The organism is Kriegella aquimaris, from assembly GCF_900103215.1.
Lineage (GTDB): Bacteria > Bacteroidota > Bacteroidia > Flavobacteriales > Flavobacteriaceae > Kriegella > Kriegella aquimaris.
Map to the genome: position 1 here is coordinate 284005 of NZ_FNGV01000003.1, position 21900 is coordinate 305904.

Sequence of the window (21900 nt, forward strand, 5' to 3'; positions counted from 1 at the left end):
ATTATTTTTTCGGCAATGAAATCGTGGTCAATTTACAAACAGAGATAAGCTGTTCGTCGGCATCTGTGATTTTAATATCCCAAAGTTGAGTTGTTCTCCCTTTGTGTAGAATTAAGGCCTTTGCAAAGACATCACCTTCACGCACGCTTTTGATATGGTTGGCAGAGATTTCAATACCGCGGACAAAAAATTTTTGTGCATCCAAAAAAATATAGGAAGCCATACTTCCCACACTTTCCGCTAAGGCCACCATGGCACCACCGTGAAGCACTCCATCGGGTTGATGCACCTTGGAGTTTACAGGCATTTTGCCCACCAGAAAATCTTCTCCTACATCGACATATTCAATTTGCAAGGTTTCCATCAAGGTGTCTTTTGAAGACTCATTGCAAACTTTTAATATTTTCTCCTTGAAATCGTCCATTCCAATATTTTTTGTAAAATTAAGCATTACGATAGCAATAAAAGCCATTACTTTTGAATAGATTTAAATGCTTTTTTTAACTTTTTGCATTCTCTGAACCTACATTTCAAGAACGCTTCTACACTAATTGCAAATAAGCCTTTTATTTATGAAAACACGCGAAAAACAACTCTCATATACCACAACAAACACCTACGAGACCATTAACAACTTAACTAACAGCACAAAAAATGTATGGATCGTACTTCATGGCATCGGCTTTTTAAGTCGTTATTTTCTTAAATATTTCGACGAACTTCCTGCCGAGACTAACTATATTGTTGCTCCACAAGCTCCTTCAAAGTACTATCTAAATGGTGCTTACAAGCATGTTGGCGCCAGTTGGCTAACGAAGGAAAACACTGCTTTGGAAACCAAAAATATACTAGCCTATCTTGATGCCGTTTTTGAAGCCGAGAAAATACCCTCTCGTTGCAATCTTATTGTTTTTGGTTTTTCACAAGGGGTTTCCGTAGCGGCACGATGGGTTGCTAAAAGACAACTGAAATGTAATCAATTGGTAATGTATGCTGGAGGAATACCAAATGAATTGGTTGCCGAAGACTTTGATTTTTTAAAGGAGAACAATACCCAAGTAACCATTATCATTGGTGATAATGACGAATATCTAACCCCAGAGCGACTAGTGACCGAAACAAAGAAGATAACTGTTTTGTTCCGTGGTAATGCCAAACAGCTAACGTTTAAGGGGGGACACGAAATTAAAAAGGAATTGTTGAAGAAATTGATATGATAGCAACTCCAATTATTCTCGAAAATGATCTGGTACTTTTACGACCATTGGAATCAATACATGGGCAAGCCCTTTGGCCAATTGCGCAACAAGTAGACCTATATCGGTTTGGATCTACTGACGTCTCTAGTCTAGAAAAATTAAAGATTTACATACAAAACGCACTACAGGAGGCTTCAGAAGGCAAATCAATTCCTTTTATCATTTATAATAAGCAAACTTCAGAATACGTAGGCAGTACAAGATTTGGCAATATCGACCACAATAACAAGACCTTACATATTGGCTGGACATGGATTTCACCAGAGGCACGTGGCACAGGATTTAATCACCAAATGAAATTTTTGATGCTTCGACATGTTTTTGAAACTATGGATTTTGAAAAAGTAGAATTCAGAATCGACGAGCGTAACATTGTTTCCCGTAAGGCTGTGGAAAAATTAGGGGCAACTTTAGAGGGCATTCTTCGAAAGAACATAACAGTCAAAGATGGTTTTAGACGAAGCTCATGCTGTTACGGTATTTTAAAAGAAGAGTGGCAGAATATTAAAACAGAACGATTTAGCTCTTTCCAATGAAACAGCGACGTATCGCACATATTACCTTATTGGTCAAAAATTATGACGATGCCATCGATTTTTATACCCAAAAATTGGGTTTTAGCGTATTTAAAGATGTCAAATTATCCGAAACTAAGCGCTGGGTCGTAATTGCCCAAAAAAGCGAAAGCGGAATTGGTCTATTATTGGCGCAGGCCGATGGAGATTTACAAATGAAGATGGTAGGTCATCAGGCTGGCGGTCGTGTCTTTTTGTTTTTACATACAGATGATTTTTGGAGAGATTATACTGAAATGAAGGAAAAGGGTGTTGCATTTAAAGAAAGCCCAAGAAACGAAGCTTACGGCACTGTGGTTGTTTTTAAAGATTTATACGGAAATCTTTGGGACCTCATCGAACCAAAATAGCTCTTCCGTTTTGTTGCCGTAATAGAGTTTTTCAAAAAAATATTACTCCACTACTACACTTTCCGGCTCCATTTGATAATACTTGACACGACGCGTACTATACGTATTTTCAGGAGTTATAATTTGTTTAATCCAATTGGCATTCTCTCCTTCTTGCCCTTTATCAAACTGATAAATGTATGTTTTGGTTGCGAGACTATTACCGATTTTGGTTTCGGTTCTTGCCAAAGCCCCTTGAGGGTCATACGTATAATTGATGGTCTTAGTCGCTGCCAATTGTTTTATTTCATCATCATATTTGAATTCTGTTTGTGATAGCAATTTTTGATTTGCATCAAAAACATTTTCAGTAGCTGCGTACGGCGTTCCTTCAAGGAACTTTTTGGTCAACACTATTTTTTCCACCAGGTCATTTACCGTTTTGCGAGAAGACGTACGCACCGATTCTTGAACAACCCCGTTCAAAGTAAAGGTCTGTGTTGTTTCTCCATTGACCGTTTCATAACCTACCAAAGTTTCATCAACCCCGTCATTGTCTGTATGTACGATTTTTATTAAATTCCCATCGGAATCGTAATGGTATTCATTCTGCTCTAAAAATTCCTTAGTATACGAAATTATTTCTTCGGTTATTTTACGCTCCGGTAACGAATCTATGGTATAAAAATTGGCAATCGAAATACTTTTATCGAAGATATTATCTCGGTAATTCTCAACCCTTTTTTCAATTAGTTCCCCATTTTCATAAAGGTAGCGGGTAATATCATAATCTTGCTCATTATACCGCGTGACTGATTTTGTAAGACGTCCATCCTTATCAAAATCAAATTCTTCTTTTCCGTAATCGGTACGTACCAAACACGATTTCACGTTCCCACGTAAATCAAAATCGGCAAGCGTAAACATTTTGATTTCTTGTGAAAATGAATCGGATTGCATTCCCAATAAAAACAATATTAGTAAAGCACATTTTTTTACCATAGCGCAAAAATACGGGTTATTCCTACAACATAAAACAAATCATGTGCCAAAAAAAGCCCCGACAGGTCGTACGACCTGTCGGGGCTTATGATATTAAGAGTTTACTTACTTCACTTCTTCGAAGTCAACATCCTCCACATTATCGCCTTCCTTGGCATCTGCAGCTCCACCTTCGGCAGTATCCTGACCGTTGGCTGAAGGTGCACCTTGTTGTGCGTCGGCCTGCGCTTTATACATCTCTTCGGAAGCAACCTTCCAAGCCTCGTTTATCTTATCCAAAGCAGGAGAGATAACGGCCAAATCTTTGCTTTCATATGCCTTTTTCAATTCTTCCAGAGCATCTTCGACTGGCTTTTTCTTGTCATCGGACAACTTTTCGCCAAATTCCTTCAACTGCTTTTCAGTCTGAAAAATCATACTATCCGCTTCATTCAACTTGTCCGCAGTTTCTTTCGCTTTTTTATCTGATTCTGCATTAGCTTCTGCTTCTGCTTTCATCTTCTTGATTTCTTCCTCCGTCAATCCTGAAGAAGCTTCAATACGAATATCCTGCGTTTTATTAGTCGCTTTATCGGTAGCCGAAACTTTAATTATACCATTGGCATCGATATCAAAAGTCACTTCGATTTGTGGTGTTCCCCGCTGTGCCGGTGGAATACCGTCAAGGTGGAACCGTCCAATTGTTTTGTTATCGGCGGCCATAGGTCTTTCCCCTTGTAGCACATGAATCTCGACTGAAGGCTGATTATCGGCCGCGGTAGAGAATACCTGCGATTTCTTAGTGGGTATAGTGGTATTTGCCTCGATTAACTTAGTAAACACGCTTCCCATTGTTTCGATTCCCAATGAAAGTGGAGTTACATCTAACAACAGTACATCTTTAACATCGCCTGTCAATACACCACCTTGAATAGCAGCACCAACGGCAACTACCTCATCTGGATTCACCCCTTTAGATGGTTTTTTACCGAAGAATTTCTCAACAGCCTCTTGCACGGCAGGTATTCTGGTAGATCCACCGACTAAGATAATCTCGTCGATATCGCTTTTTGAAAGTCCTGCAGCTTTCAGTGCAGTTTGGCAAGGTTCGATGGTTCGTTTTACCAAATCAGAAATCAATTGCTCAAATTTTGATCTTGTCAAAGTACGCACCAAATGTTTTGGTCCTGAAGCAGTAGCCGTTACATAAGGTAAATTGATTTCAGTCTGTGCCGAAGAAGACAATTCAATTTTTGCCTTTTCTGCAGCCTCACGTAAACGTTGTAATGCCATGGCATCTTTACGTAGATCAATGTCTTCGTCATTTTTGAACTCTTCTGCCAACCAATCAATAATTTTTTGATCAACATCATCACCACCCAAGTGCGTATCTCCATCGGTAGACAATACTTCAAAAACACCATCGCCCAACTCTAGAATAGATACATCATGTGTACCCCCACCAAAGTCAAAAACTACTATTTTTTGATCAGTGTTCTTTTTATCCATACCATAGGCCAAAGAAGCCGCAGTAGGTTCATTGATGATTCGTTCTACGGTAAGTCCAGCAATTTCACCTGCCTCTTTCGTAGCTTGTCGCTGTGCATCGTTAAAATAAGCTGGTACCGTAATTACCGCTCGCGTCACATCTTGGCCCAAATAATCTTCAGCAGTTTTCTTCATTTTCTGAAGGATCATCGCTGATAATTCTTGTGGAGAATACAATCTTCCGTCGATATCGACACGTGGTGTATCATTGTCACCTTTAACTACTTTATAAGGTACTCGTTCTGCCTCTTTCTTAGACTCTGAGTATTTGTTACCCATAAATCGTTTGATCGAGTAGACCGTTTTTTCTGGGTTGGTCACTGCCTGCCTTTTTGCAGGGTCACCAACCTTAATCTCACCACCATCGACAAATGCGATAACTGACGGAGTCGTTCTTTTACCTTCGGCATTCGGAATTACTACTGGCTCATTACCCTCCATCACGGAGACGCAGGAGTTGGTCGTACCCAAATCTATTCCTATTATTTTGCTCATCTGTTATGTTTTAATAAATATTAGTGCTTGTTATTTTTAAGGTCGATTACTAAATGACAAACAATATGCCAAGCGAAGAAAACTGACATGATGTCATTTTTAAACATCATTTATGAGTGATAAAATAAAATCTGTCATCAGTAAAAGCGGTAATTTGCCCATTCTCACATATAACCCACTCAATCAATTGGCGGTCATATACTTGCTTACACCCTACATAAAAAAGCTTGATAAAGCTTGACGTTTTCCCATTTTTATAGAATATAAATGGGTAGGACTTATTTTTATTCATTAGGTATGGACAAGAACGGACGACCAAAAAATAAATTTAATTCATATTTTGTCAGGTAAGATAGCTATGGTTACGAGTTCAATTTTGATATTATCGGACCGAATATTCAGAATCGCAATTTATAAATAAACAATGTCAACCATATTGTCAGCCATACAGATGCGATACATAAAACCAAGAATAAGTTTGTCAACCGTAAGTGTAATTGATTAGGTTAAGGTTTTTCATTTTTGAATAGTTAAACTTGGTGCTGATTGCCAAGCCACCAAAATAAAATTTTCGCGATAGCCTCTAATCGCGATTGTTTGTTTATTTTTAGACCATATTAAGTTCCCCCAAGACCAGGTTCTAAGCTATTTCAAATAATGAAGAATAAACCGATACGTCAGGAAACGGAAAAGAGTATTCCCCAACTTAAAAAGCAGAATAAAATGCCCCGGTCAAGTTCTTTGCAGGGCTTTGATGAGGAACGAGCCGCGCAGTACACCCATACCATTTTAAACAATATGGGCGATTCGGTATTTGTGAAAGACGATCAAAGCAGATTACTTTTAGTTAATGATGCCTTTTGTGAAATATTTGGTCTGCCCAGATCTGAAATTATAGGTAGAACGCTTGCTGAACAAGTTTCTCCGGAGGAGCGGGAGAGTTTTCTGAAAATTGATGGTCAGGTTCTTGAAGACGGAATAGAAAACATTAATGAAGAAACACTTACAGTCGGTAACCAAACGCGTATAATCTCTACGCGAAAATCGCGCTTCATAGACGGGAATGGGAATAAGTTTCTGGTCGGAGTAATACGTGATATAACCGCACATAAAAAAACGAGGAAAGATTTAGAAGAAAGCGAAGCTAAATTTAAGGAGCTCAACGCTACCAAAGACAAGTTATTTTCCATCATTGGTCATGACTTAAGAAATCCGTTCAATAATATATTGGTACTATCCGAACTATTAACAGATAGCTTAAAAATGGTAGACCCTACGACTTGCAAACAATATATCGAACTAATTAATTCTACTGCAAAGAACACACTTCTATTACTTGAAAATCTTATGGGTTGGGCACAGACCCAAACTGGACAAATCCAATACTATTCCGAAAAGATAAACTTATCAAACACAATAGAAGAAATAGTAAAACTGTCTAATTCAATCGCTGCAACCAAAAAAATATCTTTAAATCATGTCGAATCTGAAACAATAGAAATTTATTCAGATGAAAAATTATTAAAAACAGTATTGCGAAATCTTATTTCAAACGCCATAAAATTTACACACCCTGGAGGAAATATAGATATCATATTGGCATCGCAACCAAATCAAATTGAAATTTGCATCTCTGATAATGGAGTAGGAATGGATGAGGAAACTTCTAACAAGCTCTTCACCGCGAACACGAAATCAACATCAAAAGGCACTGCAAATGAAAAAGGCACTGGTTTCGGGTTAATTCTTTGTAAAGAATTTGTAGAAAAACTCGGGGGCACTATTTGGGTTGAAAGTGAACTAGATAAGGGGAGTAATTTCAAATTCACCCTGCCTTTAAAAAAAAATGACAAATAGATTTTAAAAGCCGTAAACCCATGATTATAATATTTCAATGGGCTACTGTTGCGGTCTTTTTGATAAGGATTACTTATTTCATTCCCCTTTATGAGTTAAACTGCCGCACATCACCATTCGGAAAATAGTACGATGAACCACTTGAACAAAGCCATTAAAGCACATTATTATAAAGAAGGCCTGTTTGATGAAATTGTTAAACGGCTTGAGGTACAAAATATAGATTTGGGCAAGCTCACCCGATTTGATTTAAAAGGAGTTGATGAGTTTCATGTTCGGGGAGCTGAAGTATCAAAAGAACTCGCCAATTACATCGATTTAGAAGAAGCGCATGTTCTGGACGTCGGCTGCGGCATTGGCGGACCTTCCCGTATGCTTGCCGATGAATTCAATTGTACAGTTACGGGAATCGATTTGAGTGCCGAATTTATTCGAACAGCTACCAAATTTTCCAAACTTTTAAATCTAAATGATCATACCACTTTTATTCAAGGTGATGCGTGCGAATTACCTTTTAAAGACGATGTATTTGATGTGGTATGGACACAACATGTTCAGATGAATATTCTCGATAAAAACAAATTTTACTCAGAGATTGAAAGGGTTTTAAGACCCAAAGGGCACTTTATCTACTATGATATTTTCGAGAATGAAGATAGTGAAGTAACTTACCCCATGCCCTGGGCAAATACCGAAGAACAAAGCTTTCTATTTAAAACAGAAGAATTGGAGGCTATTTTGACAAAATCAGGTTTTTTCAAAGTTAAAAATACCGACCAGACTAAAGCGGGAATAAAATTCTTTGAAAACTTAATGGCAAAAGCAAAAAATATCGGACAACCAAAAATCGGGCTGGATATTTTGATGGGAGATACCACGAAACCCAAATTATCTAATTTAATGAACCACTTAAAAAGTGGGAAGCTAAAACTGGAGAGTGGTGTCTACCGCAAATAATTAGTTAGTAAATGGTGTAATCACGAATCCGAATGCCTTGTCATCCATTAAAAAACAGCTCTAAACGATTTCTTTATATTTACATTCACGAATTAAAACTATATTTTTCTGTTTACCAATAATTGTAAGCTCACCAAACAACTTATGAAAACACAACTCTTTTTTTCAATTTTCGTTTTTTTAATCTTATCAGTTAATATCAATGGACAATCGAGGACCCAAAACTTTCCGTCGACCGTTGATTATGTCGACCAGCTACCTCAAGCTGAGAATTTATGGGTATTTCTATTAACAGGTCAATCAAACATGGCCGGCCGCGGCTTCGTTGAGCCACAAGACACAATACCCAATAAGCGAATTTTAACAATCGACAAAACAGGTCAATGGATCTATGCCAAAGAACCACTACACTTCTACGAACCCAAAATGACCGGTTTAGATTGTGGCTTATCGTTCGGTCGCCAATTGTTGGAAGCCGTACCGAGCGATGTAACTATTGCCATACTACCGTGTGCCATTGGTGGTAGTTCTATTGAACAATGGTTGAACGATGACACCCATCGAGAAGTGTCATTGTTGTCAAACTTTAAAAGCAAAGTTGCTATTGCCAAAAAACAGGGCACGATAAAGGGTATATTGTGGCACCAAGGCGAAGGCGATGCCAATGAGCAACGCATTGCGAAATATTCGGGAAATTTGGACAAACTGACACTGCAGTTTCGCCAAATTGTCGGTAATGATACCTTGCCCATAATCTTGGGCCAGTTGGGCCGTTATGCTGAACCACGCAAAAAAAGACAGCATTGGAAAAGTATAAATAAGATTATAATAGACTTTGCCAAGAAAGACGCTTACATCGGGGTTATTTCTTCCAAAGGGTTAAAAGAGAAGGGTGATAAGGTGCATTTTAACGGGGCATCACAACGAGAAATGGGCAAACGGTTTGCTACCGAATACCTAAAAACTGCCAAACCGACACACTCGAATTAAATGCGCAAACCAGCTGTAATAAATTTTAAGAACCAAAATATTTTAACTTTTTGAAGTGATTTTTTACGATCTTGTTAGTTCCGTATTACTCCCCCATAATATATTGTGAATATCACAACATCAAAAACGCCATCAACGTATTTCGATCAATGTAAAGATTAGATCAACCTAATCAAAATAACACTTGTCAATGATCTGGAAAAAAAATAAGCAAGGCAGAATTTTTATAAGCTATAGGCGATCCGATACACAGGGTTATGCCGGTCGACTATCCGATTCTCTTGAAGCCTATTTTGGAGGAAAAAGAGTTTTTAGAGACATCGAAGATATTAAGGGCGGCTCAAAATACGCCAAAGATATTGAGGATCAACTAAGTACGGCAGATGCCGTAATTGTGTTAATAGGCCCCAATTGGTTATCTGTGGCCGATGAAAATGAAGAAAGACGTATCGATGACCCAGAAGATTGGGTGGTTAAAGAAATTGTTACTGCCATCGAAAACGGAACCCGAATATTCCCCGTCCTTATCGAAGGTACTGTACTTCCTCGAGAAACAGAACTCCCGGTGTATCTGTGTCCTATTTTAGACTACAATGCAGTTACAATTTCGGATCGTAACTGGGATGCCGATGTGCTCGGACTTGGTAAAATTATCTCGTTCGAAATACCAACTGCCAATGAACGTATATTATTTCGGCTTCAGGTTTTAATTTATACGGCGTTCGCCTCATCACTCATCTTTTCAACGGGCATCATAGCCACAAATGCAATAGGCATGATGAAAGATGATCCAGGTATAAAGGAATTGATTTCACTCCCTTTCGCAGGAATACCTTTTTACGTTGTAATTTGTACCTTGATTATACTTTCATCAGTAATAGGTTTGGTCGCAAAAGAAAAACAACGGTACATAATTTACGCTATTATTACTGGGGTTCTCGGATCGGCTTTTTTCTTTTTCGGTACTTATTTTATAAAAGGTGCAGATCAACTGATTTACGAATCGATGTTTGTTTTTTTTGGTTCCATTTTAGTAACAACCCTAATGTATACCTTTTTAGGCTTGTCAGGTTTCAAACCCAAATAACCAAATAAACTCCTACTATTTAGTTTGTTATAGGTTCAAGAATTTTCCTTAAAAGACAATTATACTATTTGGAAGCTATTTTTCAAATGAAACTTGTATTTTTAAATTAACGAAACTTATTTCATCCACCTGAATAAAAAAGCATGACCTTTCCCTTAATCATATTCGGAATTATTGCTAGTGCCATCGGAGGTGCGCTGGTATATATTTTGGTAAAGAAAGCCAAAGAAAAAAAGAACAACCCTTGAAAAATATTTTTCGTTTTGTTATTCTATTGCTTTTCTTGGGATGCCAAAATAAAAAGCCTAAAGACTATATTTCAGACACACTAGAAGTTCATAAAATCTCTGAAGGGTTTATCGGCACGTTTCCTTTTTAGATACGGACAGTTTCGGCAAAGTGAGCTGTAATGGTATGATTATCGTTAACGGTGATGAAGCTGTCGTATTTGACACGCCCACTACGGCTACTGCTTCGACTGAGCTAATCGATTGGATAGTCCACAGTTTGAACTGTAAAATTATCGCAATTTTACCGACTCATTTTCATTCCGATTGTTTGGGCGGGATAGCAACTTTCCATGAACGAAATATTTCTTCCTACGCCCATAAACGTACCATTGAATATGCAAATGAAAACATTAAAAACACACCAAAGAATGAATTCGAAACCCAACTTGAACTTATGGTCGGTGGAAAAAAAATCATTGCAGAGTTTTTTGGAGAAGGCCATACCAAAGATAATATTATTGGATATTTTCCAGAGGAAAAAGTTATTTTTGGCGGATGCCTTATCAAATCGCTTAACGCTCAAAAAGGATATTTAGGAGATGCCAATGTTAAAGATTGGTCATCTACGGTGCGTAAATTGAAAGCAAAATATGGCGGTGCACGTATCGTAATTCCCGGGCACGGCAAAGTAGGGGGAATCGATTTACTCGATTATACCATTAACTTGTTCGAAGACAACTAACAACCTTTACCCCATTCAAACGCTTATTTTTACTGAAAAATAAAATAGTACTTTAGGGCGCATCATCACTATATAATTGAAAACATCATGAATCTATCAAGAAAAAATTTCATCAAAACTGTAGGGCTAGGGGCTGTGGCCGCAGGAACATCATCATTTGCTGCAATAGGTAAAACCATAAACAAGACAATCGAAGACCATGAGCTGACCATTGGGCTCGCCTCATACACCTTACGAAAATACAGTCTTGACGAGGTTATTGAAATTGTACAGCGATTGAACATTAAAGATGTAGCCTTTAAAAGTTTTCATTTGCCCTATGAATCGACCAATGAAGAACTACGACAAATCACGGCTAAAGTTAAGGCAAGAGGGCTCAATCTTTATGGTGGTGGAGTTATGTACATGAAGACACCGGAAGACGTGGAAACCTATTTCAATTATGCCAAAACTGCCGGTCTTAAAATGATTATCGGTGCACCAAAACACGATTTGCTGCCTCAGATAGAAAAGAAAGTCAAAGAAACCGACATAATACTGGCCATACATAACCACGGTCCCGAAGACGAAATATTTCCCTCTCCAAAAAGTATATACGATAAAATACAACATCTGGACCCTCGTATAGGGCTATGTATCGATACCGGGCATACCTTTCGGCTCAATCTTGATGTTGCTTCCGAAATTAAAAAATATAAAGACCGTCTTTATGACGTCCATATAAAAGATATCGATGAGCAAATACCCGAAGGAAAGAGTGTAGAAATCGGTCGCGGTAAAATGGACATTCCAAGTATTATGAAAGCCTTAAAAGAAATCAAGTATAAGGGAGTTCTGGGTGTGGAGTATGAAAAAGACGGCGACCATGCCGTTTACGGTTTGACAGAATCCGTTGGGTACCTTCGAGGCGTACTAAAATTGGTGTAAACCGGAAAAACTTTGTGTATAAAACCTACTAAACGTTGCTCAGGTTTAAATACGCGATAAGTCAATACGGGTCGAAACTTGGTTTTTGCTGATTCAAAATAAGGAAGGCTCCTTTCGGTAAATTTGACCAAAGATGTTTCCCGTGGGTTGGTAAGTGATTACTAAATCTATCCTAAAGCATAGTACGCTCCCCTAAAAAATCCTATTTTTGGGCAAAATTTGAACACTTGTTTAAACACATCCTATATATATTTTTCTTTTTCGTCACTTGCGCTACTATTGCACAAGAAGAGCCGGAGAAGACAAAGCAGATCAACATTGTATATGGAGCCAACTTCACAAAAGACGAGGAACGGTTTCCCGGCGCCTCTATTTTCAGTGAAGACGGCAGACAGGTTCAGTTTGAACATGAAGGTGCAGATTTATGGTGCGATATAGCGATTCATTACCTAAAGGAAAACAAACTTAGGGCTATAGGAAACATTCGCCTGCAACAGGGCGATTCGGTCGTACTCACAAGCGGAAAGATTGACTATGATGGTAAAACGAAATTGGCCAAGGCCTGGGAAGACGTACTGTTAAAAAACAGTCAAATGACGCTGCGTACCGACACACTTTATTTTGATAGGAACAAACAGGAATCGTACTACCAAGATTTCGGAACGGTCATTGATTCGTCGAATACTCTCACCAGTCAGATCGGACGATATTTTATGGAATTAAAAAAATACCAATTTTTAGATAGTGTACATATTCAAAACCCAAAATACACCTTAGATTCTGAGCAACTTGATTATTATACAGGTACCGATAATGCCTACATGTACGGGGCTTCAACAATAACAGGTGATACTTATAAAATATATTGTGAACGCGGCTTTTATGATACAAAGGTTGAAAGCGGCTACGGTATCAAAAATACCCGTATCGATTATAACAATAGAATTATTGAAGGCGACAGCGTTTATTTTGACAAGGCTAGTGAATTTGCCTCGGCCACCAATAATATTACCGTAACGGATACCGTAAACAATGGTATCATACGTGCCCATTATGCCGAGGTCTATAAAGCCAAGGACTCGGTTTTTGCTACCAAACGTGCGGTTTCTATTTCGCTTGTAGAGCAAGACTCGCTTTATATGCACGGCGACACCCTGATGGTAACGGGCAAGCCTGAAAATCGTATTATAAGGGCCTTTCGCAATGCCAAATTTTATAAGACCGATATGAGCGGAAAATGTGATTCCATTCATTCGGCACAAAACACCGGAATCACCCAATTGATAAGAGAGCCCATATTATGGAATGGTGTCAATCAGATGACGGGAGACAGCATCCATTTAATATCCAATCTTAAGACTGAAAAACTAGATTCTTTAAAGGTGCTGAACAATGCCTTTATTGTATCGTTGGACAGCATCAGCAATGAAGGTTACAACCAAGCGAAAGGAAAAGACCTCTTCGGACAATTCGAAGAAAATGAACTTCGTATTATTGATCTAGTAAAGAATACGGAAGTCATTTATTATATGTACGACGATGACGACGCACTTATTGGTATTAATAAGACTATCTGCAGCGCCATACGAATTACCATGGCCAACAATGATATAGAAGACCTCACTTTTTTCACCAACCCGGATGGAGATATCTTTCCTGACAAAGATCTTCCGAAAGAAAGCCGAAAATTAAAAGGATTCATTTGGCGTGGCGATGAACGCATTCTCACCAAAGACGATATTTTTGATGAAGACGACAACAACATCGAACTGGTAACCATACAAGGGATCAATAATCCTATTGATATTGATGCAGAGGAAGAAGATAGAAACAAAAATGCAGGAGACCCTGTGAACAAAATCCCCTTACCACCATCGCCAATTCCATCCGATCCTAATGACGACGCATCAAAGCCCAAGGCACGGCCGAGAGTTGAAAAGGTAAAGGCGAATTAGGGCACATCTTTCAGGTTTATAACCTTACCCGTCTATCCTAATTAATCAACAATCATGAAAAAAGACTTTCTAAAATATCAGGCACAGACGAGCCCACATCCATTGGGACTGTCCATTTCACATACCCGGGGAAGTTATATCTACGATACAGATGGTAATGCCCACTTAGATTTTGTTGCAGGTGTTTCGGCCTGTAGCCTAGGCCATTGCCATCCTAGAGTAACCGAAGCGATTAAGCATCAAGTAGACCAATATATGCACGTAATGGTCTATGGGGAATTCATACAGGAACCTGCCGTAGCCTATACAAAGCTGTTGGCTTCCCTTCTCCCCGATCAACTCGAAACCACTTATTTGGTGAACTCGGGGACCGAGGCCGTCGAGGGAGCATTGAAATTAGCGCGACGCTACACGGGAAGAACCGAAATTATATCGGCTCACAGAGCCTATCATGGAAACACATTGGGCAGTTTAAGTATTATGGGCTTTGAAGAGCGTAAAGGTGCCTTTCGCCCCCTCATCCCCGATGTTTCCTTTATACATTTTAACGCTGAAACCGATATATCAAAAATAACAGAGCGAACAGCAGCAGTAGTTCTAGAGACTATTCAAGGTGGAGCGGGTTTAATACTTCCCAACCAAGGATATCTTAAAAAAATACGAGAGCGCTGTGATGAAGTTGGCGCACTTTTGATTTTAGACGAGATACAACCCGGCTTCGGTCGAACGGGAAAACTTTTCGCCTTTGAACATTACGCCTGCATACCCGATATTCTTGTCATCGGCAAAGGTATGGCATCCGGCTTGCCCGTTGGGGCATTTGTGTCATCGGAAGAAAAAATGTCCGTTTTAATGGAAAAGCCAAAATTGGGGCACATTACTACCTTTGGCGGCAACCCTGTAATTGCAGCTGCGTGCTTGGCGACCCTGCAAGAAATCACTGAAAGTCAGTTAATGCAAGAGACCTTGGAAAAGGAAAAAATAGTTAGGCAGTTGCTAAGGCATTCCGCGATTACCGAAATAAGGGGAAAAGGATTATTGCTGGCCTTAATCATGAAAAATGAGGAAATTGCCAACTATGTGATATTAGAATGCGCAAAAAAAAGCCTGATTTTATTCTGGCTTTTATTCGAACCTAGAGCGGTTCGAATTTCTCCGCCATTGACCATATCCATTGATGAAATCAAGCAAGGCTGTGAAACGATAATCCAAGTTTTAGAACAGTACAAACAATAAGATGTTAACTAATTTGTTAATAATATAGGCACATCGTGGAAAAAAAGGCAGTCACAAAAGACTACTTTTAAGTCCATAGTGTAACCAAAAACTTTCTATGGCGTTAGAACCTAACGGAAAATCAAATCGGCCTATTGCCAAATTTGAGTCCATGCTCAAAACCGATGACGTCTACTTCTTTGACGCTGAGGATTTCGAGGATATCATTCACCATTATCTTAATCATGGAAAAATTGCGCTGGCCAAAAAAGCCATTAAAATCGGGCTACAACAGCACCCAGCATCCATAGAACTAAAACTTCTTGATGTTGAGGTACTTGTCTTTGAAAATAATTTTGAAGTAGCGGAAAACTTACTTGACGAGCTTCAGCTTTTAGATTGTAATAACGAGGAAATCTACATTCAAAGGGCCAATATTTACTCTAAAAAAGACAATCACGAAGCGGCTATTACGCTTTTGAACAAAGCTTTGGAACTGGCAGATACCAGTTTTGATATTCATTCGCTCTTGGGTATGGAATACCTATTTATAGATGATTTCAAACTTGCCAAAGAGAATTTTATGATGTGTGTTTCCTTTGATGAGCAAGATTATTCTTCGCTTTACAATGTAATCTACTGCTTTGAATTTTTGGAAGATTTTGAGGGCGCCATACACTATCTCAATGATTATCTTGAAAGAAACCCCTATTGCGAAGTCGCTTGGCACCAACTGGGGAAACAGTATTTCTCCAAGGAAATGTATCCGGAGGCATTGACTTCATTTGATTTCGCCATCATCTCTGACGATTCCTTTATTGGGGCTTACTTTGAAAAAGGAAAAGTGCTTGAAAAATTGGGCAAATATAATGAGGCCATAGAAAACTATGAGACCACCATCGCGATGGACGACCCTACCTCACATGCCTATCTGCGTCTTGGTAAATGTCATGAGAAATTAAAGAATAATGACATGGCCAAATTCTATTATTACCAAACCGTACACGAAGACCCTTTACTTGATAAGGGTTGGTTGGCCATTACGGACTTTTACTATCGAAGGGGGAATTATGAAAAGGCGTTGTTCTATATAAACAAAGCGTTGAACATTGATGGTGAAAATTCTCATTACTGGAAAAAATGTGCAAGAATTTACACAGCGCTCGAAGATTACCCCCAAGCTGATTTCTCTTATAAACAAACCGTCGAACTTGGTAATTATGAACTGGACACTTGGCTTAATTGGGCCGAAATTGCCCGACGGAACGATGATTTGGAAGCTGCGCTACAAATTTTGACACAAGGCAAAGAATTTTATCCCGAAAGTGTGAAAATTCAATTTAAAATGGCAGGCTTCTATCTATTGAAACAAGACCGAATCAACGGGAGAATCAGTTTAATCGATGCGCTCAAAAACGATATTGAAAAACTGTATCTGTTCACCGATGAGTTCCCCCAATTCGAAGTCGCAGAATGGGTGCAAAACATAATCTCAGATATTAAAAGGGCTTCCAGATAAAAAAACTATTTTTGTTTTTTTGTCTTATGAAATCTAAAAACTTTTTACATTACGCAATAGTAACCCTTAAAGGTATGGCCATGGGCGCTGCCGATGTCGTACCCGGGGTTTCAGGCGGAACCATTGCCTTTATTTCTGGCATCTACGAAGAACTCATTACTTCGATAAATAATATTGAACCTTCGCTATTCAAAGTTTGGAAAAACGAAGGTTTTAACGTTTTCTGGCGAAAATTGAACGGTAATTTTTTAGTAGCCCTCTTTCTGGGTATCGCCATCAGTATTCTTTCATTGGCCAAATTCATTAGCTGGTTACTGGTCAACGAGGCCATTTTATTATGGTCATTTTTCTTTGGTCTGGTTGTGGCCAGCATTTTTTTTGTTGGAAAGGCCATTGAAAAATGGAATATTGCTGCCGTTTTAGTACTACTGATAGGTGCTGCTTTGGCCTATTATATCACTATCCTCCCCCCTAGCGAAAATGTAGAGAGTCTTCCTTTTTTATTCCTGTCAGGAGCTTTGGCCGTTTGTGCCATGATTCTTCCAGGTATTTCAGGTGCCTTTATTTTAGTGCTCCTAGGCTCATACAAAACCATTTTAGATGCCGTTCACGAAAGAAATGTCCAAATTATCGCTACAGTTGGGCTGGGCGCCATCTTCGGTCTATTAAGTTTTGCCAAACTCCTTAAATGGATGTTCAATCACTACAAAAATATCACGTTGGCCCTTTTAACAGGGTTTATCTTGGGGTCTCTGAATAAAATTTGGCCATGGAAAGAAGTCTTGGAAACCCAAACCTTCGGCGATAAAATAATTACGGTAAAAGAGCAAAATATTTCGCCCATGGCTTTCGATGGCGACGCCCAAATCACCTATGCGATAATCGCCGCCATTATTGGCTTTTCACTTATTTTCGTCCTTGAAAGAACGGCCTCAAAAAAATAAGTCTTACACCGATGTACGAACCTAGAACACTTTCCGATAAGTTCTTCCTTGTAATCAAGGGGTTATTCATGGGAGCCGCGAACAAAGTTCCGGGTGTATCAGGTGGCATTGTTGCCTTTGTTGGCGGGTTTTATGAAGAATTTATCTATTCACTTCAAAAGGTGAACGGCAAAGCCTTTAGGCTTCTCTTAAATGGAAGATTAAGGAGTTTCTATCGCTATATAAACGGTCAATTTCTTACTTTGCTGATTTTCGGAATGTTGGTCAGTTATTTTAGCATCTCAAAACTGCTCGACTATTTTCTAGAGCAAAAAGAACTCTTTGTCTGGGCCGCTTTTTTCGGAATGATTTTGGGATCAATCTATTACATCTCCAAAGACTTTGAACATTGGAATAAAAAGACCATACCAGCAGGTGTTATCGGATTAATCGTGGGCATATCTATTAGTTTTTTGAATCCGGCCAAGGAAAATGACAATCTTTTATTCATTTTTTTATGCGGAATTATTAGTGTTTCCGGAATGACACTTCCCGGACTTTCCGGATCATTTATTCTTATCCTTTTAGGCAACTATGTTCTCCTCTTGGTCGATTCGGTAAATGCATTATACGATACATTTGCGGAAGTTTTTAGTGGCGACTTTAGTTTTATCAATAACGATGAACGTCTTGACACGCTAACCATATTGGCCGTATTTACTGCTGGTTCGGCAACGGGATTGGTTACCCTATCGCACATTCTCTCCTATGTATTGAAACACTTCAAACACATTAGCACTGCAGTGATTGTTGGGTTTATTACGGGTTCGCTGGGAGTAGTGTGGCCTTGGAAAAAAACAATTTACAAAACCAACAGTTCGGGTGAAATATTTTTAGACTCTAACGGCAAAGAGATTATAATGAACTACGAACGGTATCTTCCCGATTTCGGGAAAATGGAGACTTGGTGGGCATTTTTCTTTATTGGGATTGGAATATTAATTTTATTGGGATTGGATTGGTATGGAAAACGCAGAAAACAAAAAGGTTAGATTCGGATTGGTAGGAAGAGATATCTCCTATTCTTTTTCCAAAGGTTATTTTACACAAAAGTTTCATGACCTTAAACTCAATGACCACAGTTACGAGAACTTTGACCTAGCCAAAATCGAGGAATTTGAACATCTTATAAAAACAAATACCAATATTAAGGGTTTCAATGTAACCATACCTTACAAACAAGCGGTTATGCCTTATTTGACTGAACTGGATGAAAAAGTTAAAAAGATTGGGGCAGTAAATACCATAAAGGTGGGTGAAAAAGGACTTAAAGGATACAATACCGACGCTTACGGATTTCAAAAATCATTCGAACCCCTGTTAAAACCCCATCATCAAAAAGCACTGATTTTGGGTACTGGAGGCGCATCAAAGGCAATCGCTTTCGTACTAGGTGAATTGGGAATTACCCATACATTCGTTTCCCGAAACCCTGACAAAGATCAATTATCATATAATGATCTTACGCAAAAAATAATGGAAACTAGTACTGTGATAATTAATTGTACACCTTTGGGCACCCACCCCAATGTCACGGTAAAACCCAACATTCCTTATGAATGTATCACTTCAAATCACCTACTCTACGATTTAATCTACAACCCTTCTAAAACCGCATTTCTAGCAGCCGGAGAATCGCAAGGGGCTGCGATAGGCAATGGGCAAAGAATGTTGGAATTTCAGGCAGAAAAGGCTTGGGAAATTTGGTGTAAAGAATAATACTAGCGTTACACATAGCCCATAATTCACAATTTTTGCCACTTAAATTTAGGTTGTAAAATGCAACAGTGTAATTATCGGTGCGATTGCATATATATGTAATTGCACAGCCTATTTCCCAAATAATTTTGCCATTAATACGGTTGTTGCTATCTTACCATGTACATTTACTCGAATATTAGAAAAATGCTGGAAGAAAAAGAACAAGACCTTAAAAAAAGTGGAACGGAAGAAGCTCATTTAGAGCACACTGGGTCGAATACGGGAAGGGAGAAAAGTGAGCTTACACCAATTGAAAAAGAAGCTGTAAATGATGATGCTCCTTTAGATTCAAAAATAGCTGAGGAAAATAAAGATATTCCAACAGAAGTTGAGGTGCAGCAACCCGATACCTTGGGAAAAGGTGAGAATTCTGAAGGGAAAACCGTTGCGGAGTCTCCCTCCGAAGAGAAAACTACAATGGCAACTGAAAACTCAGAAGTAAAACCTATTAAAAAGGAAGAAAAAATTCTTGATAAAATTGAATCGCCGAAACCTGAGACCCCTGAAATAGTCGGGAAGACGGAAGAAGGAACCAGTACGGAGTCACCCTCAGAAGAGAAAACAATAGTGGCAAAGGAAAAATCCGAAGCCCAACCTAAAAAAAAGGAAGAAGACGTTCTGGATGAAATTGATGAATCAAATGCAGAAGATGCCGAAGATGCCGATAATCATCATAGGCATCGCATACCTGTATTAGATTACCATGCCATGTCGATGGAAAATTTAGTCGGGGAACTACAGCGATTGGTACGTAATGAGAAAGTACAGGCTATCAAAACCCACGTCGATGGCATAAAATATGAATTCGATCAAAAATTCCAAGAATTCTTAGAAGGAAAAAAGGAAGAGTTTATCGCCAATGGCGGCAATGAAATTGATTTTCGCTATAATTCAGTGGCCAAAAGACAATTCAAGGAAGTATATGCCGACTATCGTGAAAAACGGAACCAACATTACAAAAATCTTGAAAAAAGCCACAAAGACAATCTAGCCAAAAGATTGGCACTAATTGAATCGTTGAAAGGTCTGGTGAGTATTGAAGAAGACATGAACACCACCTATAAAAGCTTCAAAGATATTCAAGAACAATGGCGTCATGCGGGTCCGGTACCTAGTGCACACTACAATAATGTTTGGAAAACCTATCACCATCATGTGGAAATATTTTATGACTTTCTGCATCTGAATCGGGAGCTTCGCGACCTTGATTTCAAACATAATCTAGAAGAAAAGCAAAAATTAGCAGAACGTGCGGAGGCATTGGCCAACCATGAAGATCTGTCTATGGCTTTTCGCGAGCTTCAGGCATTGCACAAAATTTGGAAAGAAGACATCGGCCCTGTTGGCAAAGAACACAGAGAAGAGATATGGGACCGTTTTAGCAGTGCGACAAAAATACTTCATCAAAGACGCCAAGAATATTTCAAAGACCTTGACAAGCAATACGAACAGAATTTAGAGCACAAAAAAGAGCTCATCAATAAAATTAATGCGATAGCCGAGCATGTTGCCGACAATCACAAAGGTTTACAGCAACAAATTAAGCAGGTTCAAGAACTGCGTGAAGCTTTTTTCAATGCAGGCAGAATACCCCAAAAGGATAACGGACCAACATGGACGGCATTTAAACAGGCTACACGGAACTTTAATCAAAGTAAAAATGCCTATTATAAAAATCTAAAAAAAGAACAGCACGATAATCTAGATAAAAAAAGGGCCCTGATCAAGTTGGCCCATGAGCTGGAGAATAGTGAGGATTGGGATATGGCCACATCCGAGATGAAGCGCATACAGAGCGAATGGAAGAAAATCGGGCATGTTCCTAGAAAATATTCGGATAAAATTTGGAAAGAATTTAAAAATTCCTGCAACCATTATTTTGACCGCTTGCATGCACTTAAGAATAAGGGACACAAAGAAGAAGAGGAAAATCTGGAGAAAAAGGTCGCTTGTCTTGATGAATTGAAAGCTTTTGAACTAACGGGAAATCGTGAAAAAGACTTAGCAACTCTTAAATCTTTTATTGAAACTTGGCGATCCTATGGTCGAGTACCTTTTAACAAAAAGCACATCAACCAGAAGTTTGATAAAATTCTGGATGCCATTTTCAAAAAGCTGAAAATCAGTCAGCAAGAGGCAGAACTTTTAAAATATGGAAATAAAATTCAACGATTGGCCAATGCCGATGACGCATACGCCATTTCGAAAGAGCGTAGTTTCATTCGTAAAAAAATCGATGAGAGTAAAAATGAAGTCCGTCAGTTAGAGACCAATCTACAGTTCTTTTCAAACGCTTCGGAAGACAACCCTATGGTGCAAGAGGTAATTAAGAAAGTAGAAGGCCATAAAGATGCACTGGCAACTTGGAAGGCGAAGTTAAAAAAGTTGAATATTATGGAAAATAATCTCAACAAAGAATTTGAAGAAGCCGAAGAGACAGAAGAAGCAGATACGGGATCTTCCGAGAAAGGACAGGAATAGCTTTATTAT

18 protein-coding genes and 1 pseudogene are annotated in these 21900 nt (G+C 38.8%); 16 read left to right on the plus strand and 3 right to left on the minus strand.

Going from position 1 to position 21900, the window contains the following annotated elements:
* Position 1 precedes the first annotated feature (1 nt).
* On the minus strand, positions 2–424 hold the full coding sequence (locus BLS33_RS09050) for a PaaI family thioesterase (protein ID WP_089888166.1): 423 nt from the start codon (positions 422–424) through the stop codon (positions 2–4).
* Between the two features lie 148 nt (positions 425–572).
* Between BLS33_RS09050 and BLS33_RS09055 the strand changes: the two genes are divergently transcribed.
* From BLS33_RS09055 to BLS33_RS09065, 3 genes are read left to right on the plus strand one after another with little or no spacing between them, the layout of a single operon-like run.
* Positions 573–1217, plus strand: a complete 645-nt coding sequence (locus BLS33_RS09055; protein ID WP_089887687.1) for an alpha/beta hydrolase — start codon at positions 573–575, stop codon at positions 1215–1217.
* On the plus strand, positions 1214–1795 hold the full coding sequence (locus tag BLS33_RS09060; RefSeq protein WP_089887689.1) for a GNAT family N-acetyltransferase: 582 nt from the start codon (positions 1214–1216) through the stop codon (positions 1793–1795). Before BLS33_RS09055 ends, BLS33_RS09060 begins: the two co-directional genes overlap by 4 nt.
* A complete protein-coding gene (locus BLS33_RS09065; protein ID WP_089887692.1) occupies positions 1792–2184 on the plus strand; it encodes a VOC family protein in 393 nt (130 codons plus the stop codon). The genes BLS33_RS09060 and BLS33_RS09065 overlap by 4 nt, the downstream gene beginning before the upstream one ends.
* Positions 2185–2226: 42 nt before the next feature.
* Here the strand turns inward: BLS33_RS09065 and BLS33_RS09070 are convergent, their stop codons facing one another.
* On the minus strand, positions 2227–3165 hold the full coding sequence (locus BLS33_RS09070; protein ID WP_089887694.1) for a hypothetical protein: 939 nt from the start codon (positions 3163–3165) through the stop codon (positions 2227–2229).
* A 105-nt stretch (positions 3166–3270) separates the two neighbouring features.
* Entirely contained in the window at positions 3271–5187 is a 1917-nt protein-coding gene (gene dnaK, locus BLS33_RS09075; protein WP_089887697.1) for a molecular chaperone DnaK, read from the minus strand.
* A gap of 657 nt (positions 5188–5844) precedes the next feature.
* Here dnaK and BLS33_RS09085 point away from each other — a divergent pair.
* The 13 genes and pseudogenes from BLS33_RS09085 to BLS33_RS09145 all read left to right on the plus strand — a co-directional run bounded on the left by BLS33_RS09085 (position 5845) and on the right by BLS33_RS09145 (position 21891).
* Positions 5845–7044, plus strand: a complete 1200-nt coding sequence (locus BLS33_RS09085; RefSeq protein WP_089887702.1) for a PAS domain-containing sensor histidine kinase — start codon at positions 5845–5847, stop codon at positions 7042–7044.
* 132 nt (positions 7045–7176) lie between these two features.
* Positions 7177–8001 carry a class I SAM-dependent methyltransferase gene (locus BLS33_RS09090; protein ID WP_089887705.1) on the plus strand — a complete coding sequence of 275 codons (825 nt, stop codon included), beginning with the start codon at positions 7177–7179 and terminating at the stop codon, positions 7999–8001.
* Between the two features lie 144 nt (positions 8002–8145).
* Entirely contained in the window at positions 8146–8991 is an 846-nt protein-coding gene (locus BLS33_RS09095; protein ID WP_089887708.1) for a sialate O-acetylesterase, read from the plus strand.
* A gap of 190 nt (positions 8992–9181) precedes the next feature.
* A complete protein-coding gene (locus tag BLS33_RS09100) occupies positions 9182–10078 on the plus strand; it encodes a toll/interleukin-1 receptor domain-containing protein (protein ID WP_089887711.1) in 897 nt (298 codons plus the stop codon).
* Between the two features lie 244 nt (positions 10079–10322).
* A pseudogene (gene bla / locus BLS33_RS09105) lies at positions 10323–11050 on the plus strand (subclass B1 metallo-beta-lactamase).
* 87 nt (positions 11051–11137) lie between these two features.
* Positions 11138–11977: a sugar phosphate isomerase/epimerase family protein gene (locus tag BLS33_RS09110; RefSeq protein WP_089887715.1), complete on the plus strand. Its 840-nt coding sequence runs from the start codon at positions 11138–11140 to the stop codon at positions 11975–11977.
* A gap of 227 nt (positions 11978–12204) precedes the next feature.
* Positions 12205–13932: an OstA-like protein gene (locus tag BLS33_RS09115; protein ID WP_245731349.1), complete on the plus strand. Its 1728-nt coding sequence runs from the start codon at positions 12205–12207 to the stop codon at positions 13930–13932.
* Positions 13933–13986: 54 nt separating this feature from the next.
* A complete protein-coding gene (locus BLS33_RS09120) occupies positions 13987–15168 on the plus strand; it encodes an aspartate aminotransferase family protein (protein WP_089887717.1) in 1182 nt (393 codons plus the stop codon).
* A 97-nt stretch (positions 15169–15265) separates the two neighbouring features.
* Positions 15266–16666 (plus strand): tetratricopeptide repeat protein, encoded by a 1401-nt coding sequence (locus tag BLS33_RS09125; RefSeq protein ID WP_089887718.1) that lies wholly within the window; start codon positions 15266–15268, stop codon positions 16664–16666.
* A gap of 26 nt (positions 16667–16692) precedes the next feature.
* Positions 16693–17610 carry a polyprenyl-phosphate transporter gene (locus BLS33_RS09130; protein WP_089887720.1) on the plus strand — a complete coding sequence of 306 codons (918 nt, stop codon included), beginning with the start codon at positions 16693–16695 and terminating at the stop codon, positions 17608–17610.
* 11 nt (positions 17611–17621) lie between these two features.
* The gene (locus tag BLS33_RS09135) at positions 17622–18641 is read left to right on the plus strand and encodes a DUF368 domain-containing protein (RefSeq protein WP_089887722.1); all 1020 of its coding nucleotides are present in this window, start codon (positions 17622–17624) and stop codon (positions 18639–18641) included.
* Positions 18613–19368 (plus strand): shikimate dehydrogenase family protein, encoded by a 756-nt coding sequence (locus BLS33_RS09140; protein ID WP_089887724.1) that lies wholly within the window; start codon positions 18613–18615, stop codon positions 19366–19368. Before BLS33_RS09135 ends, BLS33_RS09140 begins: the two co-directional genes overlap by 29 nt.
* Positions 19369–19554: 186 nt before the next feature.
* On the plus strand, positions 19555–21891 hold the full coding sequence (locus tag BLS33_RS09145) for a DUF349 domain-containing protein (RefSeq protein ID WP_089888170.1): 2337 nt from the start codon (positions 19555–19557) through the stop codon (positions 21889–21891).
* Positions 21892–21900 lie beyond the last annotated feature (9 nt).

Coding starts and splice junctions, on each gene's coding strand:
- BLS33_RS09050 (WP_089888166.1), bottom strand. CDS start 424: ATGGACGATTTCAAGGAGAAAATATTAAAAGTTTGCAATGAGTCTTCA.
- BLS33_RS09055 (WP_089887687.1), top strand. CDS start 573: ATGAAAACACGCGAAAAACAACTCTCATATACCACAACAAACACCTAC.
- BLS33_RS09060 (WP_089887689.1), top strand. CDS start 1,214: ATGATAGCAACTCCAATTATTCTCGAAAATGATCTGGTACTTTTACGA.
- BLS33_RS09065 (WP_089887692.1), top strand. CDS start 1,792: ATGAAACAGCGACGTATCGCACATATTACCTTATTGGTCAAAAATTAT.
- BLS33_RS09070 (WP_089887694.1), bottom strand. CDS start 3,165: ATGGTAAAAAAATGTGCTTTACTAATATTGTTTTTATTGGGAATGCAA.
- dnaK (WP_089887697.1), bottom strand. CDS start 5,187: ATGAGCAAAATAATAGGAATAGATTTGGGTACGACCAACTCCTGCGTC.
- BLS33_RS09085 (WP_089887702.1), top strand. CDS start 5,845: ATGAAGAATAAACCGATACGTCAGGAAACGGAAAAGAGTATTCCCCAA.
- BLS33_RS09090 (WP_089887705.1), top strand. CDS start 7,177: ATGAACCACTTGAACAAAGCCATTAAAGCACATTATTATAAAGAAGGC.
- BLS33_RS09095 (WP_089887708.1), top strand. CDS start 8,146: ATGAAAACACAACTCTTTTTTTCAATTTTCGTTTTTTTAATCTTATCA.
- BLS33_RS09100 (WP_089887711.1), top strand. CDS start 9,182: ATGATCTGGAAAAAAAATAAGCAAGGCAGAATTTTTATAAGCTATAGG.
- BLS33_RS09110 (WP_089887715.1), top strand. CDS start 11,138: ATGAATCTATCAAGAAAAAATTTCATCAAAACTGTAGGGCTAGGGGCT.
- BLS33_RS09120 (WP_089887717.1), top strand. CDS start 13,987: ATGAAAAAAGACTTTCTAAAATATCAGGCACAGACGAGCCCACATCCA.
- BLS33_RS09125 (WP_089887718.1), top strand. CDS start 15,266: ATGGCGTTAGAACCTAACGGAAAATCAAATCGGCCTATTGCCAAATTT.
- BLS33_RS09130 (WP_089887720.1), top strand. CDS start 16,693: ATGAAATCTAAAAACTTTTTACATTACGCAATAGTAACCCTTAAAGGT.
- BLS33_RS09135 (WP_089887722.1), top strand. CDS start 17,622: ATGTACGAACCTAGAACACTTTCCGATAAGTTCTTCCTTGTAATCAAG.
- BLS33_RS09140 (WP_089887724.1), top strand. CDS start 18,613: ATGGAAAACGCAGAAAACAAAAAGGTTAGATTCGGATTGGTAGGAAGA.
- BLS33_RS09145 (WP_089888170.1), top strand. CDS start 19,555: ATGCTGGAAGAAAAAGAACAAGACCTTAAAAAAAGTGGAACGGAAGAA.